Genomic DNA, 16,296 nt, shown 5'->3' on the forward strand with positions numbered 1-16,296 from the left:
AATGCTCTAGCCGCCAGCAAGCGGCAGCCAGGAGCGGACGGTAAAGGGAGCGCCACGCTCTTCTTCGACGAAGATGGCGAGGCTGGAAATGGCAAGCGACTTGCCGGAATGGCCGGCAAAGCGTTCGCGCAGGGTTTCATGCATGTCGGCCTGACGCTCGGCCGGGATAGGCCCGGTCAGCGTCATATGGAAACGGAACTCGTCATTGACGTAAGGGTAGCCCCAGCGCAGCAGATGGGCGCGCTGCGGTTCGGTCAGCGCCTCCGGCTTGCGCCGTGCGATATCATGGTCCGAAAGCGGGGCGCGGAACGGCTCGAAGGTCTTGACGACGCTGAAGGCGAAATCCTGCAGCGGCTGGTGGAGCGAACCGGGCACGAGCGCGAAGAAAGGGCCGAGCTGGCCAAGCACCAGCTCCGGAACGGTGAACGCCTTGGTGCGCGAGGCGAAATCGGCAGCGACCTCGAGCAGGTCGCGCTCATTCACCGAAGTTGCGAGCTCGAAGGGTGCCTTCAGTGTGGCGTGGAAGCCGTAGCGGCGAGGATCGGCTGTCAGTTCGGCATGGTCTTCCGGCAACGGACCCATAGCCTTGTCGGAAAAAATCTCATTGGAAAATGCATCGCGACCCAGCCAGCGGGAGGCAAGTGACGTCAGCGAATCGTCTTTGGGCGGCGTGAAATAGAGAGCATAGCGCAAGGCTGTATTCCTTGGAAAAATCGGCTGCGCGGGACACTGTTGGGTGATTTGCGACAAACCGCAAGTACAACAAGGCAGCAGCTAAACGAATCCGGCTAAACCCGACTCGGCCGATGCAGCCTTGCCGGGCCTGCGCTACCGGATTCCCGTGACAGAATGATGATGCGCTATGATTTTTCTTCGGGGCCTTTTATCTGACGCGAGTTCCCATCAGGCGCGAGCGCAGTGCATTCGATGCGGCGTCGAACAGGAAGACCACGATCAGGATCAGCAGCACCATGTAGGCGACATTCGCCCAGTTGGCGTTGGTGCGCATCGCTTCCCAAAGCTTCAGGCCGATGCCGCCCGCGCCGACCGCGCCGATGATGGTCGCGCCACGCACGTTCGATTCCCACTGGTAGAGCGTCTGGCTGACGATGACGGGGACGATCTGCGGCACGATGCCGTAGCGCTGCACGAGGATCGGCGGGGAGCCCGTGGATTTCACGCCTTCGCGCGGCTTGTTGTCGATGTTTTCGAGACCTTCGGAATAGAGCTTGCCGAGCGTGCCCGTTTCCGTGAGGAAGATGGCGCCGCTGCCGGCGAGCGGACCGGGACCGAAGGCGCGTGTCAGGAACAACGCCCAGATCAGCATGTCGACCGAGCGCAGGAAATCGAAGAAGCGCTTCAGCACCTGATTGAGCAGCCGGTTCGGCGTGATGTTGCGGGCAGCGAGGAAGGCGAGCGGGAAGGCGGCGAGCGAACCCAGCAGCGTGCCGAGGAAGGCCATCACGATGGTCTGGAACAGCTTGGTCCAGACATCGCCGTGCTGCCAGGCGCCATTGTTCCAGATATTGTCGAAGGCGAGCGAGAGATTGGATTGGGCTGGATCGAGCCGCGGCCCGGAGACGATCAGGCTTATGACTTCGCTCGCCGGCTTGTCGAAGAAGGGCGAGTGGGTATCGAAGACGAAATTGGCCCAGCCGAGGAAGCGCTTGCGGATCTTCACGCGATCGGTGGAAATGCTGACGTCGCCGGCAAAGCCTAGATTGGCGAGAATGTTGTCGTCATAGACCGTCATCCAGCTGGGGATAGGCTGCGAGCCGACGATCTTCGGCGTGTTGCCGGTGATATCGATCGGGATGGTGAGGCCATGCGCCGTCAGGATCGCCTGCGTCTTGGTGATCGTCACCATGCGGCTGGTGCCGCTGACCGAAACGGCGATGCTGCCATCGGGAGCAGTCGCGACCCAGTTCGGATTGGGATTGTCGCCCAGCGGCGAGAAGCGCGGATACTTGATGCTGATCTTGTCGCCGGAGATGCGGAATTCCGGCTGGACGTCATAGCTGATCCATTGGCTGAGATAGATGCCGACGCGCTCCCAACGTGCCTCCGACAGGACTTTCGGCAGATCGAAGAACCACACTGCGTAAATACCATAGAGGATGACGCCGATGAAAATCATCAGCGCGCCATAGCGCTGGCGGAAGGATCGGTGAAAGACCTCCGGATACCGCGCTTCGATTTCCTGCATACGGCTGGCGTCGATGACGGACATGGGGAACCTCAATGCTGCAGAAGGAAGGCGTGCTCGCCGACGAGACGACGGCGCAGCCACGCGGAAAACTGGTCGACGGCGATGATGGTCGCGAAGAGCAGCAGCATCAGCGCCATGGTCTTGGCTCCGAAGCCGCGCGAGATCGCAAGTTTCAGCTCTTCGCCGATACCGCCGCCGCCGACGGCGCCGATGATGGTGGAGGCGCGGACGTTGATCTCCAGGCGCAGCAAGGCATAGGACGTGAAGTTCGGCAGCACCTGCGGCAGGGCGGCAAAGCGCACGCGCTCCGTCCAGCTCGCACCGACGGCCCGCATGCCTTCGTCCGCCTTCATGTCGATGTTCTCGACGACCTCATAGAACAGCTTGCCGAGCGCGCCGATCGTGTGAAGGCCGACGGCGATGATGGCGGCGATCGGGCCGATCGACAGGATGGCGGAGAACAGGCCAGCAATGACGATTTCCGGGAAGGCGCGCAGAAGCTCCATGATGCGCTTGACTATCAGGCGGACAGGATGGGACGGCGACAGGTTGCGCGCGGCAAAGAAGGCGAGAGGCACTGCGAAGATGAAGCCGATGATGGTCGACACCAGCGCCACGTTGATCGTGATGATCATCAGCTCGAAATATTCGGGGATATAGAAATCGCCCCAGACATAGACCCGGCCGAGCGGGAAATTGAATTCCTCGCCACCGGCGCCGTTTGCGCCGTTGGGGCTTGGCAGGTCGAAGAGCGCGCGGTAGACGTCGGCCCAATCCTTGGGAATGAGCCAGCTTACGAAGTCGAAGAGATGCGGCAGGCGCTCGAAGAAATGGCCGGCATTGCTTTCATCGGCGAAGCGGACGGAGCTGACGAAGGCGGCAAGCAGGATGACGAGGCCTATGCCTGTATAAAGACGGCGGCGGGCCACCATCTTGCTCCAGGCGTCGCCGATCTCCTTGGCGCTCTGCGGCGCGCTTTGCATGTTCGGGTGCGTATCGGCGATCGTCATGAAATCCTGCCCCTGTGAATAGCAAAAGGGCGGCCGTTGCCGGCCGCCCAGTTATCGCAATATGGATCAGCCGCCGATGGCAGCCTTACGAACGTCGATAACGGCGTTGTAGAAGTCGGGGGTTACCTTGATGTAGCCCTTGAAGTCGCCGCCTTCGACAGCGTTGAAGCACTTGGCGTCGGTCGTCGGAAGCTTCATGAAGAAGTCTGCCAGCTTGGTCTGCCATTCGGTGCCGAGAGCGTTGCGAACGACGAGCGGGCCGTTCGGGATCAGCGGCGAACGCCATACTTCGACCAGCTTGTTCGGGTCGACGGTGCCCTTGTCGACAGCCTTGCGGAAGGTGCCGGAGGTGAAGCCGTCCTTGAAATCGCCGATGCCCGAGGAGTCGTCGACAGCAACGTCGACCTTGCCGTCGTAAGCGGCGAGCAGGTTGTTCTCATGGCCGCCGTTGAACTGGGTCGAAGCGAAGAACTTGTCGTTCGGGGCGCCGGTGGTCTTCGGAATCTGCGTCAGCGGAACGAGGTAGCCCGAGGTGGAGTCCGGATCGGCGTAGCCGAGCTTCTTGCCCTTGGCGTCGGTGATCGTCTTGATGCCGGAGGACTTCAGAGCGAGGCCGATCGAGTAGTAGCCGGTCGCACCGTCGGTCTGCTGCGTGGTCAGGATCGGGGTAACGGCCTTCGGATCCTTGATGGCGACGGCTGCGTAGCCGGAAGCGCCGAGTTCTGCGAAGTCGAGCGTGCCGCCGAGCAGACCCTGGATAACGCCGTTATAGTCGGCGGCCGGGAACAGCGAAACCTTCTCGAAACCGAACTCCTTCTTCAGGTGGTCGGAAAGGCAGGCGTAGTTGCGCAGGCGGTCGGCTTCGTTTTCGCCGCCGAGAATGCCGACGCGGAATTCCTTGAGGTCTGCTGCGTTGGCGCCGCCAACGAGCGCGAGAAGCGCCGTAGCCGCGAGAAGGGTCTTCTTCAACATTGGGTTCGTCTCCTGATTAACCGGTGTCCCCGGATGCCTTCGGTCTAGAAGAAATGTGCCCTTGACGCGGGCTTTCGATCCCGGCCGTCTCCCTCAGAGACCGGCCAGCGCCAGCGGTTGCGGGCCGGCAGATTCAGTTGCCGCGGCTTGCGCGGCCGGATCGGCGAAGTTGATGGCCGTCGACGTCATGGTCTCGTCGATGCCGGCGCCGTCCTTGTCGGTGCCGTAGATTTCCTTGACGGCTGCAGCTGTCAGATCGGATGCCTTGCCGTCGAAGACGACGCGGCCGGCCGCCATGCCGATGATGCGTTCGCAATAGTTGCGGGCCGTATCCAGCGTATGCAGGTTGGTGATGACGGTGATGCCTTCGCGCTCGTTGATATCGCGCAGCGCATCCATGACGATCTTGGCGTTCAGCGGGTCGAGCGAGGCGATCGGCTCGTCGGCCAGCATCATCTTTGGCTGCTGCATCAAGGCGCGGCAGATGGCGACGCGCTGCTGCTGGCCGCCGGAAAGCGTGCCGGCCATCTGCAGGGCCGTCTGTTCGATGCCGAGGCGTTCGAGAGCGGCGATCGCTTCGATGCGCTCCTCGCGGGTGAAAACGGAGAGCAGGCTCAGCACGGTCGAACGCTGGTTGAGCCGGCCGAGCATGACGTTGGTCAGCACGTCGAGGCGCGGAACGAGGTTGAACTGCTGGAAGATCATGGCGCAGTCGCGCTGCCAGCTGCGCAGCGCGCGACCTCTGAGCTTGGAGACCTCAATACCGGAGAAATGGATCGAGCCGGAGCTCGGATCGGCCAGGCGGTTGATCATGCGCAGCAGCGTCGACTTGCCGGCACCGGAACGGCCGATGACGCCGACCATCTGCCCCTGCGGTATGTCCAAAGTCACGGAATCGACAGCGAGCTTGTTGCCAAACCGGCGTGAGACATTCCTGAGTTCGAACATAGTGCTTCCCTTTCGCGGCTGCCGGGCTGCAAAAAATCAGCGGTACCGGTGCTAAGAATGGGCGCATGCCTCTGTCTCGAAGGAGTTTCGAGGGGGCTGGCGCCTACCACAAGGCAACCGATTAGTCCCGCTTCATGAAGCTCCAATGTCAGTTTTATGTAAGTGCTGTTACAATTCGCCCCGATCCTGTACGGCTAATGACTGATTGCTTCGGTTGTGCTCAATCGTCAAATAAACCGGTAGCTAAGCCATCCATGCTGAGGACGTTTTTCTCGCGCCAATACTCCTCAATACCATCCTGTCCCTTTGTGTTGGCCCAGTTGTCGAGACTTTGTCTTTCGCCTTCATAGCCGAAGAGCGGTACGCCGAAGCCGCACGAGGTTTGGACGAGATCGATGTCCAGCCAGACGATTTGCCGCGCGCCGAGCGGCGCGTTTCCGTCATAGTGCTCATGCAGCAATTCGCTATATTCCAGCGATGACCGATGGATGATCCGGCCGTGGCCGTAGAGGCGCAGGATCATCGGCGGGCCTTCCATCGCGCAGAGCATGATGGTCATCCGTCCGTCGGCCTTCATATGGGCCGACGTTTCGTTGCCGCTGCCGGTTCGGTCGAGATAGATGGCCGTGTTCGGGGAGATGATGCGCAGGCACAGCGTTTCGCGCGGCGAAACATTGACCCGCGAACGGGCGGCCGCCGACGCGGTAAAGAAGATGTGTTGCCGCGCGATGAAATCGCGCAGCCTGTCGTCGATGCTGGAAAACTGCTTTGCCATGGAAACTCCTCCCGATCCCGCCCTTGCAAGGATCGTCTGAAAGCTGGATCGCTCGTCAACGTCTTGCAAGCTTGGTTTGGGCGGAAACGGTTCTCAGGCGTCGTAGCGATTCAGAAATTCCTCCGCCGAAAGGGCGCGGAAGTCTGCGAGCGCCGTGCGCAGGCGGTCGTGATCCCAATCCCACCAGGCGAGCCTGTCCATGCGCGCTCCAACCTCGGGCGTGAAACGCTCGCGGATCAGCTTGGCCGGAACGCCGCCGACGATCGTGTAGGGGGCCACATCCTTGGAGACGACGGCGCCTGCACCGATGACGGCACCATTGCCGACCGTGACGCCAGGCAGGATGGTGGCGCCGTGACCGATCCAGACGTCATGACCGATGAAGACGCGGTTGTCGCGCCGCCAGGTGAAGAAATCCGTCTCCATATCGGCATCAGGCCAATAATCGGCGGCGCGATAGGTGAAGTGATGCAGCGTTGCGCGCCATGTCGGATGGTTGGTGGCGTTGATGCGTACCGCGGCGGCAATGTTGACGAACTTGCCGATCGTCGCACACCAGACCGCGCCATCCTGCATGATGTAGGAATAGTCGCCGATCTCGACCTCGTCGATGCGGCAGCGGTCGGAGACTTCGGTATAGCGGCCGAGCGTCGAGTTGTTGACGCTGGCCGAAGGGCTGATGAAGGGCGTTTCGCCCAATTTGCGGCTCATGCAGCTGCCTTTCTCGGCGAAAACTGCGACACGTCGAGAATGCGGCTGCCGACGGCCTCGCGCACCTCTTCGTCATGGAAGATGCCGAGAAGGGCGACGCCGGCTTCCTTCTTCTGCTCGATCATGTCGACGACGACGGCCCGGTTACGGGCATCGAGCGACGCCGTGGGCTCGTCGAGCAGAAGAATGGCGTGGTCGGTGATGAAGCCGCGCGCAATGTTGACGCGCTGCTGCTCGCCGCCGGAGAAGGTGGCGGGCGGCAATTGCCAGAGTTCCGGTGGCAGATTCAGCTGGGCAAGCAACTCGGCTGCCCGTTCGCGCGCATCGGCCACGGTCACGCCGCGAGCCAGCAGCGGCTCGGCGACGACATCGATGGCGGCAACGCGCGGCACGGTGCGCAGAAACTGGCTGACATAGCCCATGGTCTGGCGGCGCACGTCGAGCACGGTGCGCGGGTCGGCGGTCGCGAGATCGACGATCCTGCCCTTATGCGTGACGAGGATCTGGCCGCCGTCGACGGCGTAGTTGCCGTAGATCATTTTCAAGAGCGAGCTCTTGCCGATGCCGGACGGGCCGCCGAGCACGACGCATTCGCCGGCGGCGACGGAGAAGGAGACATCGGCGACGACAGGCAGGCGCAGGCCGTCGCGCAGGTGCATGGTGAAGCTTTTGAAGACTTCGGAAACGACGAGTGGGGTTGCCATGATACTTCCTCAGACCTGCAGGATCGAAGAGACGAGCAGTTGCGTATAGGGTTCGCGCGGATCGTCGAGCACACGGTCGGTGAGACCATGCTCGATCACCTGTCCGTCCTTCATCACCATCATGCGGTGCGACAGGAGGCGGGCAACGGCGAGGTCGTGCGTGACGATGATCGCCGAAAGGCCGAGATCGTTGACGAGGCCGCGAACGAGGTCGAGCAGGCGGGCCTGCACGGAAACGTCGAGACCGCCGGTCGGCTCGTCCATGAAGACAAGGCGGGGGCCGGTCACCAGATTGCGGGCGATCTGCAGGCGCTGGCGCATGCCGCCGGAGAAGGCGCGCGGCTGATCGTCGATGCGGTCGGCGTCGATTTCCACCCGCTCCAGCCAGTCGATGGCCGTGTTGCGGATGTTGCCGTAGTGGCGGTTGCCGATCGCCATCAGCCGCTCGCCGACATTGGCGCCGGCCGAAACCGTCATGCGCAAGCCGTCGGCCGGGTTCTGATGCACGAAGCCCCAGTCGGTCCGCATCAGGAACCGGCGCTCGGCCTCGTTCATGCGGAAGAGGTCACGATAGGTCTCGTCGCGCATATGATATTCGACGCTGCCTGTCGTCGGCAGCAATCGCGTCGAAATGCAGTTGAGCAGCGTCGTCTTGCCGGAGCCGGATTCGCCGACGATGGCCAGCACTTCGCCGGGCCAAAGCTCGAAGGACACGTCCCTGCACCCGATACGGCTGCCGTAGAACTTCGAGATATCCTTGACCTTGAGAAGAGGTGAGTCACTCATTCGGCAGCCTCCTTGCCACCAGGCAGCCCGTCGGATGCCAGCATCGTTCCGGCATGGCCATGGGCACGGCGGTCTTCGCAGAAGTCGGTGTCGGAGCAGACGAACATGCGCCCGCCCTTGTCGTCGAGGATCACTTCGTCGAGATAGACCTGCTCAGCGCCGCAGAGCGCGCACGGCTTGTCGAAGCGCTGCACTTCGAAGGGATGATCCTCGAAATCCAGGCTGACGACCTGTGTGTAGGGCGGCACGGCATAGATGCGCTTTTCACGGCCGGCGCCGAAAAGCTGCAGCGCGTCGGAGAGGTGCATTTTCGGATTGTCGAACTTCGGCGTCGGCGAGGGATCCATGACGTAGCGGCCCGCGACCTTGACCGGATAGGCATAGGTCGTGGCGATGCGGCCGTTGCGGGCGATATCCTCATAGAGTTTCACATGCATGAGGCCATATTCCTCGAGTGCATGCATCTTGCGCGTCTCGGTCTCGCGCGGTTCCAGGAAGCGTAAGGGCTCCGGGATCGGCACCTGGTAGACGAGCACCTGGTTCGGGCCGAGCTTGGCTTCCGGGATGCGGTGGCGCGTCTGGATGATGGTCGCCTCTTCCGTTCGGGTGGTCACCGCGACATTGGCGACCTTCTGGAAGAAGGCGCGGATGGAGACGGCGTTGGTCGTGTCGTCGGCGCCCTGGTCGATGACCTTCAGCACATCTTCCGGGCCGATGATGGCCGCCGTCAGCTGCACGCCGCCAGTGCCCCAGCCGTAAGGCATCGGCATTTCGCGGGAAGCGAAAGGCACCTGATAGCCGGGAATGGCGATAGCCTTCAGGATGGCGCGGCGGATCATCCGCTTGGTCTGTTCGTCGAGATAGGCGAAGTTGTAGGTGGCGAGTTCGGTCATTCGGCTGCCTCCGTCATGGGATCCATGCCGCGTTCGCGAGCGGCCTCGAAATCGCGGCGCATGCGCCGCACCAGGTCGAGCTCGGCCTGGAAGTCGACATAGTGCGGCAGTTTCAGATGTTCGACGAAGCCGGTTGCCTGCACGTTGTCGGAATGGGAGATGACGAATTCCTCATCCTGAGCCGGCGCAACGACGTCTTCGCCGAGCTCTTCGGCGCGCAGCGCGCGGTCGACCAGCGACATCGCCATGGCCTTGCGTTCGCTCTGGCCGAAGACCAGGCCGTAGCCGCGGGTGAATTGCGGGGGTGCCTTGGCCGAACCCTTGAACTGGTTGACCATCTGGCATTCGGTCACCTGGACGCGGCCGAGCGCGACGGCAAAGCCGAGTTCCGGCACATCGAATTCGACCTCCACTTCGCCGATACGGATTTCGCCGGTGAAGGGGTGGTTGCGGCCGTAGCCGCGCTGGGTCGAATAGCCGAGCGCCAGCAGGAAGCCTTCGTCGCCGCGCGCGAGCGCCTGCAGGCGAAGATCGCGGGTCATCGGGAATTCCATCGGCTCCCGCGTGAGGTCGCCGATTTCGTGATCGACCGGCAGGGTGCCGTCGCCCTCGATCAGGCCTTCCTGGCTGAGGATTTCGGAAACGCGCATGACGCGACCTTCTTCGGCTGGCCGCTGCATCGGCTCGTCCACTTCCTCGTCCGTCAAAAGGCTCGGGTCGAGCAGGCGATGCGTATAGTCGAAGGTCGGGCCGAGAAGCTGGCCGCCTGGCAGATCCTTGTAGGTCGCGGAGATGCGGCGTTCGATCTTCATCCCAGCGGTGTCGAGCGGCCGGGAATAGCCGAAGCGCGGCAGCGTCGTGCGATAGGCGCGCAGCAGGAAGATGGCTTCGATCATGTCGCCGCGTGCCTGACGGACGGCAAGCGCCGCCAGCGTTCGGTCATAAAGCGAGGCTTCGGCCATGACGCGATCGACGCCGAGCGCGAGCTGTTCGACGATCTGGTCTATGGCCAGCGCCGGCAGCGAACGGTCGCCGCGGCGACGGTCGGCCAGCAGCCGGTGGGCATTGGCGATGGCTGCTTCGCCACCCTTAACGGCAACATACATATGTCACATCTCCGTCGCGGTGATCTTGGTGGTGCGCGGCAGGCAGAGGAATTGCCGGCCCGCCGTCAGGATGAGATCGACGCCGCGCGGGAAGAGCGCGCGATTGTCGTTCCAGATGCGCAGCAGCGCATCCGGCAGCCCGACCGGGGCGATCATGGTCACATCCTTGATGCCGGGGCCGGAAAGCGCCAGTTGCTTGCCGCCTTCCAGACTTTGGATTTCCAGTACGATGGTCGTCGAGCGGTCGGGATATTCCTGGGTGCCGATGCCGAACTGGCTGAAGGAGGAAAGCGCCATGCCGGCCTCGACGAAGGCGAAATGCGCCTCCAGCCTCTCCGAGATAACGGGTGCCCCGGTGTGGAAGGCGAGCCATTCCTGCAGGCCCGATCTTGCCAGACCGGTGGACAGCCACACCGGCGTGTCATGGTCGCAAAGGGTCAGACCGATGGCGCCGGCAGCGATTCCGAGCGGCACCGGCGGTGCGATATCGGCGCTGACGGTCTGCAGGGCACCCGGACGCGCCATGGCGTCCATGGTCATCTTGAAGACGCTCTGTGCATCGAAGACCGGGTCGCTGAAACCGCCGGTCAGGGCTTCGTTTCCGAAGGTTGGGGTACTGAACAAGCTCATCAGTCTTCTCCGCGAACCATGGTGAAAAAATCGACGCGGGTCGCCGCCGTTTCTTCGGCGCGCTTGCGATCATAGTCGGCGATGCGCTCGGTAACCGGCTGCAGTATCGCCTTCTCGACGAATTCCTTGGTGGCCGATTGCTGCCAGAGGGCGTCGAAAATGGCCGAGAGGCGGGCCTTTTCGCGATCCGTGCCGAGCGCATGCGCGTGGCCGATCGTGCCGGATGCCAGCCGGACGGTAGCACGCGTCACCGTGACCTCGCCGAGATTGAAGGGCGAGCCACCGCCGCCGATGCGGCCGCGCACCATCACGAGCCCGGTTTCCGGTCCGCGCACCGGCTGTACCGCCGGCTTGCTTGGTAATGCCTCCCACGCTGCCTCTAGCTCGTCGCGCTCTGCCTGCGCCAGAAGATCGGCGACGCGCTTGCGCTCCCGACGCTCGTGCGCAGCCGCTTCCTGCCTTTGTGCTGAATTCATCGCGCCTTCCTTCAAATGTCTATTGATATAGACAACCATACAAGATAGGATTATAACTATTAGTGAGTCGTGACAAGCGTGTGACAGGGCGAGTGGGCATCATGGCAGGGCAGAAGATTCAGAGGCAGACCGGCGTGGCGCTCTGGCGGCAAATCGCCGACCGGATTCGCACGTCGATCAATCATGGCGATTTCGATGAGACGGGCATGGTGCCGCCGGAAACGATGCTGGCACTGCAGTTCGGCGTCAACCGGCATACCATCCGCAGCGCGCTCGGCGCGCTGGCACAGGAGGGGATCGTCCGGGCGGTACAAGGGCGCGGTACGTTGATCGAGCGCAAGGAACGCCTGAGTTTTCCGATTTCGAAGCGGACGCGATTTTCGCAGGGGATCGGCGATCAGGTGCGCGAGACCCGCAGCGTGCTCCTTGCCGCAAGCGAAGAAGCCGCGAGTGTGGAATTGGCCCGGCAGCTCAAGATCAATACGGGGACGCGGCTTGTGCGCCTTGAAACGCTCGGCCAAGCGGATCACCGCCCGGTATCGCGCGCAACCAGCTGGTTCCCAGCCGACCGCTTCGGGGGCATTGCCGATGTCTACCGGGCGACCGGATCGATCACCAAGGCATTCAAGGAGCTTGGCGTGCCGGATTATGTGCGCGTCGTCACCGAGATCACCGCAACCCATGCCGATGAGGGCGATCTCGCCGATCTGCAGCTATCGCCGGGGGCCATTGTCCTGATCACGCAGGCGCTAAACACCGATCTCGACAATGTTCCGGTACAATATTCGATTTCCCGCTTCGCCGCCGACAGAGTGCGTTTTACCGTCGAGAATTGAGATCGAAGCTCTTTGGATCAAAGCAAAGAGACGGGCTATGCATCGTTCGGTGGCCATTGCTGTGCTGCGTGAAGAATGCGGATTATTCGCACCGTCTCTCCTGCGAGATCGTAAACCAGCAAATAGTTTTTGTGTACGACGAGTTCACGCGTCCCCGATACCCGGCCCGGCCGGCCCGTCATCGGATGGGTAATGAGCTGTGTTGACCGCTTGGCGAAAAGTTCATCAAGCGCGAGTGCAGCAGAGGCATTATCCGCCTCGATGTAGGTATAGATCACGCGTCGGTCAGCTCTCGCTTCCGGAGTCCAAGCAAGCTTCACGAAGGTTTTCCGCTTAGCCTGCGGCGAGTTTCTTCTCGCAAGGCAGCGAATTCCGCTTCGACATCGTCGGCGGGGATGAGATTTCCGGCATTGGCGGACGCAAGACCGGCTTGAACCTGCTGGCGAAACCATGCGTCATATTCAGCAGCGTCTTGCTGGCGTTTCACATAGTCGCGCATGAAACCTCGAAGCAATTGCGCTCCGGTTTGATCATGCGCCTTTGCGGCCTCGCTGAAGGCGGCCTTCAAGTCTTCCTCAACCCGAAAAGTAAATGTGGCGTCCGTCATATCCAGTCCATGTGTTGCATATGCAGTGCAATGTAACACATGCTGCCGTATTTTCCACCCCTCACCCATTCGGGAGGGCGAGGGGTGGCTTGTCTTTCAGCGCTCAATGCGCGCCGGACATGTCGCCGAGGACTTCCTTCGAGGCGACGGTGGAATCGGCCTTGAGCTTGTAGACCATTGGCACGCCGGTCGCGAGGTTGAGCTCCAGGATCTGCGCCTTGCTCAGCCGATCGAGAACCATCACGAGCGAACGCAGCGAGTTGCCGTGGGCGGCGACGAGCACGTTCTGGCCGGCGAGCACGCGCGGCAGGATTTCCGTCAGGTAATAGGGCCAGACGCGGGCGCCGGTGTCGCGCAGGCTTTCGCCGCCGGGCGGCGGAACGTCGTAGGAGCGGCGCCAGATGTGAACCTGCTCTTCGCCCCACTTGGCGCGGGCGTCATCCTTGTTGAGGCCGGAGAGATCGCCGTAGTCGCGCTCGTTCAGCGCCTGATCCTTGATGGTTTCGAGGCCGGGCTGGCCGATTTCATCGAGGATGATCTTCAGCGTGTGCTGGGCGCGCGTCAGCGCCGAGGTGAAGGCGATATCGTATTTGATGCCATAATCGGCCAGAGCCTTGCCGCCGGTCTTGGCTTCTTCGACGCCGAGCGCGGTCAGATCGGGATCCTTCCAGCCGGTAAAGAGATTCTTCAAATTCCAGTCGCTCTGCCCGTGGCGAACGAGAACGAGAGTACCGCTCATAATTTTCTCCTTGATAGAGCAATTCCAGGAAGAGTGCGTAGCGGCTTTCCGTCAGGAATTGCGAGACAATAAAAGCTCGGAGCTGATCGGCGGTTCCGTGCCGACCCGCTCCAGGATCGGATCAGCGTGTTGACAGCCCGAGTACGTCGAGCATGGAATAGAAGCCGGGTTTCTTGTCGCGCGCCCAGAGTGCGGCCTGCAGCGCGCCCCGCGCAAACAGCGAACGGTCGCCGGCGCTGTGGGATAGGGTCAGCCGCTCGCTCTCGCTGGCGAAGATGACCGAGTGGTCGCCGACCACGCCGCCGCCGCGCAAGGTCGCAAAGCCGATCGTGCCGGCCGGGCGCGGGCCGGTGTGGCCGTCGCGCACGCGTATGGAATTGTCGTTGAGATCGACGCCGCGTCCCTTCGCTGCGGCCTTGCCGAGCAGAAGCGCGGTGCCCGAAGGCGCATCGACTTTGTGGCGATGATGCATCTCCAGCACCTCGATGTCCCACTCGTTGAAGGGGAGCGCACGCGCGGCCTGCTCGACGAGCACGCTCAACAGGTTGATGCCGAGGCCCATATTGCCCGATTTGACGATGCGGGCATGGCGCGCTGCCGCCTTGAACTTGACTTCATCCTCGTCCGAGCATCCCGTCGTGCCGATGATGTGGACGATGCGCGCCTGGGCGGCGAGGCCGGCAAAAGTGACGCTGGTTGCCGGCGTCGTGAAATCGATGACGCCTTCGGCATGAAGGAAGGCGGCGAGCGGATCGTCGGTCACGGGAACGTCGATCGGCCCCAGCCCGGCGATCTCGCCGGCATCCTTGCCGATGAAGGCGGAGCCAGGACGCGCGACCGCCGCATGCAGAGTTACACCTTCCGTGGCGTGGATGAGACGGATCAGAGCCTGCCCCATGCGGCCCGCCGCGCCAACCACCACCAGCTTCATCGCATCGTCGCTCATATCGTCTCTATCGTCTTATTTGCGGGAATTGCCGGAAGCGGCCGGCCGCTGGAGGTTGTTGAGGCGAGCGTAGAGGCCATTGTCGGCCTCCGCAAGCGTCTCGTGGTTGCCCTCTTCGACGACGCGGCCGTTCTGCATGACGACGATCTTTTCCGCGCGCACGACCGTCGACAGGCGATGCGCGATGACGACGACGGTGCGGCCGCTCATGGCTTCGTCCAGCGCCTTCTGCACGGCTGCTTCCGATTCGGTGTCAAGCGCCGAGGTCGCCTCGTCGAGCAGTAGGATCGGCGCGTTGCGTACTAGTGCGCGCGCGATCGACAGGCGCTGCCGTTGGCCGCCGGAAAGCGTCACGCCGTTTTCGCCGACCGGCGTATCGTAGCCCTGCGGCTGCGCCATGATGAAATCATGGGCGTAGGCATGCCGCGCCGCTTCCTCGATCTCGGCATTGGTCGCGTCCGGCCGGCCATAACGGATATTGTCGCGGATCGTGCCTTCGAAGAGATAGGGCTGCTGCGAGACATAGGCGAGGTGTTGACGCAGCGACTGCTTGGTAATGTGGCGGATGTCCTGCCCGTCGATGAAGATGCTGCCTTCTTTCGGGTCGTGGAAGCGCGGAATGAGATTGATGACGGTGGACTTGCCGGCGCCGGAAGGGCCGACGAGCGCCGTCGTCTGCCCGCCTTCGGCAACGAAGCTCACATCGTCCAGAACGGCGTCGTTGCCGTAGGCGAAGCCGACGCCGCGGAATTCGATGCGGGCCTGCGTGACGACGAGCGGCTTGGCATCGGGCAGATCGCGCTGGCGCGGCTCCATGTCGAGCAGTTCATAGATCATCCGTGCGTTGACGACGGCGCGCTCCAGCTGCACCTGCAGCTTGGCGAGGCGGCGTGCCGGATCATAGGCAAGCAGCAGCGACGTGGCGAAGGAGAAGAACACGCCAGGCGACACGCTGTCGTAGATCGATCGATAGGCGGCATAGGCAAAGAGGCTGGCGATCACGAAGCCGGCGACGCTTTCCATCAGCGGACCGTTGCGCTCCGACAGGCGGGCGATACGGTTCTGCCGGTGCTCGGCCGCGGTGATGAGTTTGTTGATCTTGCTCTCCAGCTCGTTTTCCATCGTGAAGGCCTTGACGATGGAAATGCCCTGGATCGTCTCCTGCATCGCGCCCAGCACATGGCTGTTCAGGACGACCGCTTCACGCGTCGCGGAGCGCAGGCGTTTCGAGATATAACGGAGCGCGAGGAAGAGCGGTGGCGCAATGACGACGAAGGCGATGCTCAGCACCGGATCCTGGAAGATCATGACACCGACCAGCGATACGAAGGTCAGCAGGTCGCGCGCCGTCGAGGTGATCGTCAGGTTCATGACGTCGCGGATGCCCGAGACGTTCTGGCTGATCTGGGCCGCAAGCTGCGCGGAACGGGCTTCGCTGAAGAAGCCGACCGACAAAGTCATCAAGTGACTGTAGATCCGTCGCTGATAGCGGGCGATGATGTTGTTGCCGATCTTGCTGAGAATGACCGACTGAAAATACCCGGCGAAACCGCGCGCCACGAAAACAGCAAAGATGCTCCCGCAAATCAGCCAGGCATCGATGAGATTGCGATCGACGAAGGCCTTGTCGATGACCCACTTCATAATATAGGCGATGTAGGCCGTCGATAGTGCCACCAGGATCAGACAAGTGATCGCGATAGCGTAGCCCCATACATGATCGCGGCCGTTTTCAGCGATAATGCGTTTCAGCATGCCGGTAATGGCTTCGCTGTCGACGTTGTTTTTTTGGGTATCGGGCGATTTCAAAAATCGGCTTCCTGTCTCAAACCAAGCGAGCCGCCTAAGGCACATGCTTTCGCGGCTCTATAAAGAGTTGGGGCGACTTTGGCTAGAGATGGCTTGCCGTGCTGGTTAAGAGCCATGCCTGGAGCCACGATCATTATAG

Annotated in this window: 19 protein-coding genes; 1 reads left to right on the forward strand and 18 read right to left on the reverse strand. The window is 62.2% G+C overall.

Translation table 11 applies throughout. From position 1 onward, the window contains the following. Positions 1–6 precede the first annotated feature (6 nt). The 13 genes from RHSP_RS30085 to phnG form a co-directional block, all read right to left on the reverse strand. Positions 7–693, reverse strand: coding sequence for a DUF1045 domain-containing protein (locus tag RHSP_RS30085; RefSeq protein ID WP_004127954.1), 687 nt, complete (start codon positions 691–693; stop codon positions 7–9). A 190-nt stretch (positions 694–883) separates the two neighbouring features. Continuing rightward, the gene (phnE, locus tag RHSP_RS30090) at positions 884–2,230 is read right to left on the reverse strand and encodes a phosphonate ABC transporter, permease protein PhnE (RefSeq protein ID WP_004127957.1); all 1,347 of its coding nucleotides are present in this window, start codon (positions 2,228–2,230) and stop codon (positions 884–886) included. A gap of 8 nt (positions 2,231–2,238) precedes the next feature. After that, a complete protein-coding gene (phnE, locus tag RHSP_RS30095; RefSeq protein WP_004127960.1) occupies positions 2,239–3,219 on the reverse strand; it encodes a phosphonate ABC transporter, permease protein PhnE in 981 nt (326 codons plus the stop codon). Between the two features lie 66 nt (positions 3,220–3,285). Continuing rightward, entirely contained in the window at positions 3,286–4,191 is a 906-nt protein-coding gene (gene phnD / locus RHSP_RS30100) for a phosphonate ABC transporter substrate-binding protein (protein ID WP_004127963.1), read from the reverse strand. Positions 4,192–4,284: 93 nt separating this feature from the next. Continuing rightward, the gene (phnC, locus tag RHSP_RS30105; RefSeq protein WP_004127966.1) at positions 4,285–5,139 is read right to left on the reverse strand and encodes a phosphonate ABC transporter ATP-binding protein; all 855 of its coding nucleotides are present in this window, start codon (positions 5,137–5,139) and stop codon (positions 4,285–4,287) included. Positions 5,140–5,359: 220 nt separating this feature from the next. Next, positions 5,360–5,914: a pyridoxamine 5'-phosphate oxidase family protein gene (locus RHSP_RS30110; protein WP_037155348.1), complete on the reverse strand. Its 555-nt coding sequence runs from the start codon at positions 5,912–5,914 to the stop codon at positions 5,360–5,362. Between the two features lie 93 nt (positions 5,915–6,007). Continuing rightward, positions 6,008–6,625: a DapH/DapD/GlmU-related protein gene (locus RHSP_RS30115; protein WP_037155351.1), complete on the reverse strand. Its 618-nt coding sequence runs from the start codon at positions 6,623–6,625 to the stop codon at positions 6,008–6,010. Next, positions 6,622–7,329 carry a phosphonate C-P lyase system protein PhnL gene (phnL, locus tag RHSP_RS30120; RefSeq protein WP_037155354.1) on the reverse strand — a complete coding sequence of 236 codons (708 nt, stop codon included), beginning with the start codon at positions 7,327–7,329 and terminating at the stop codon, positions 6,622–6,624. The genes RHSP_RS30115 and phnL overlap by 4 nt, the downstream gene beginning before the upstream one ends. Positions 7,330–7,338: 9 nt before the next feature. Continuing rightward, the gene (phnK, locus tag RHSP_RS30125; protein ID WP_037155357.1) at positions 7,339–8,115 is read right to left on the reverse strand and encodes a phosphonate C-P lyase system protein PhnK; all 777 of its coding nucleotides are present in this window, start codon (positions 8,113–8,115) and stop codon (positions 7,339–7,341) included. Continuing rightward, a complete protein-coding gene (locus RHSP_RS30130) occupies positions 8,112–9,008 on the reverse strand; it encodes an alpha-D-ribose 1-methylphosphonate 5-phosphate C-P-lyase PhnJ (RefSeq protein WP_004127973.1) in 897 nt (298 codons plus the stop codon). The genes phnK and RHSP_RS30130 overlap by 4 nt, the downstream gene beginning before the upstream one ends. Next, on the reverse strand, positions 9,005–10,114 hold the full coding sequence (locus RHSP_RS30135; protein WP_004127976.1) for a carbon-phosphorus lyase complex subunit: 1,110 nt from the start codon (positions 10,112–10,114) through the stop codon (positions 9,005–9,007). Before RHSP_RS30135 ends, RHSP_RS30130 begins: the two co-directional genes overlap by 4 nt. Positions 10,115–10,117: 3 nt before the next feature. Continuing rightward, complete coding sequence (phnH, locus tag RHSP_RS30140; RefSeq protein WP_004127979.1) at positions 10,118–10,744, reverse strand: phosphonate C-P lyase system protein PhnH; 627 nt, start codon at positions 10,742–10,744, stop codon at positions 10,118–10,120. Next, positions 10,744–11,220 (reverse strand): phosphonate C-P lyase system protein PhnG, encoded by a 477-nt coding sequence (gene phnG / locus RHSP_RS30145; RefSeq protein WP_004127982.1) that lies wholly within the window; start codon positions 11,218–11,220, stop codon positions 10,744–10,746. Before phnG ends, phnH begins: the two co-directional genes overlap by 1 nt. A 101-nt stretch (positions 11,221–11,321) precedes the next feature. Here phnG and phnF point away from each other — a divergent pair, with 101 nt between their 5' ends. Further along, positions 11,322–12,056 (forward strand): phosphonate metabolism transcriptional regulator PhnF, encoded by a 735-nt coding sequence (gene phnF / locus RHSP_RS30150; protein WP_004127986.1) that lies wholly within the window; start codon positions 11,322–11,324, stop codon positions 12,054–12,056. A gap of 35 nt (positions 12,057–12,091) precedes the next feature. On the opposite strand, the gene RHSP_RS30155 is transcribed toward phnF, so the two are convergent. The 5 genes from RHSP_RS30155 to RHSP_RS30175 all read right to left on the reverse strand — a co-directional run bounded on the left by RHSP_RS30155 (position 12,092) and on the right by RHSP_RS30175 (position 16,103). Continuing rightward, a complete protein-coding gene (locus tag RHSP_RS30155; protein ID WP_037155361.1) occupies positions 12,092–12,376 on the reverse strand; it encodes a type II toxin-antitoxin system RelE/ParE family toxin in 285 nt (94 codons plus the stop codon). Then, a complete protein-coding gene (locus tag RHSP_RS34965) occupies positions 12,373–12,624 on the reverse strand; it encodes a hypothetical protein (RefSeq protein ID WP_476705487.1) in 252 nt (83 codons plus the stop codon). The genes RHSP_RS30155 and RHSP_RS34965 overlap by 4 nt, the downstream gene beginning before the upstream one ends. A gap of 142 nt (positions 12,625–12,766) precedes the next feature. Further along, positions 12,767–13,402 carry a 2,3-bisphosphoglycerate-dependent phosphoglycerate mutase gene (locus RHSP_RS30165; RefSeq protein WP_004127995.1) on the reverse strand — a complete coding sequence of 212 codons (636 nt, stop codon included), beginning with the start codon at positions 13,400–13,402 and terminating at the stop codon, positions 12,767–12,769. Positions 13,403–13,523: 121 nt separating this feature from the next. Further along, on the reverse strand, positions 13,524–14,348 hold the full coding sequence (dapB, locus tag RHSP_RS30170) for a 4-hydroxy-tetrahydrodipicolinate reductase (RefSeq protein ID WP_004127998.1): 825 nt from the start codon (positions 14,346–14,348) through the stop codon (positions 13,524–13,526). Between the two features lie 15 nt (positions 14,349–14,363). Beyond that, complete coding sequence (locus RHSP_RS30175; RefSeq protein ID WP_420820113.1) at positions 14,364–16,103, reverse strand: ABC transporter ATP-binding protein; 1,740 nt, start codon at positions 16,101–16,103, stop codon at positions 14,364–14,366. Positions 16,104–16,296: the final 193 nt, after the last annotated feature.

The sequence above is a fragment of the Rhizobium freirei PRF 81 genome (assembly GCF_000359745.1).
GTDB classification, from domain to species: domain Bacteria; phylum Pseudomonadota; class Alphaproteobacteria; order Rhizobiales; family Rhizobiaceae; genus Rhizobium; species Rhizobium freirei.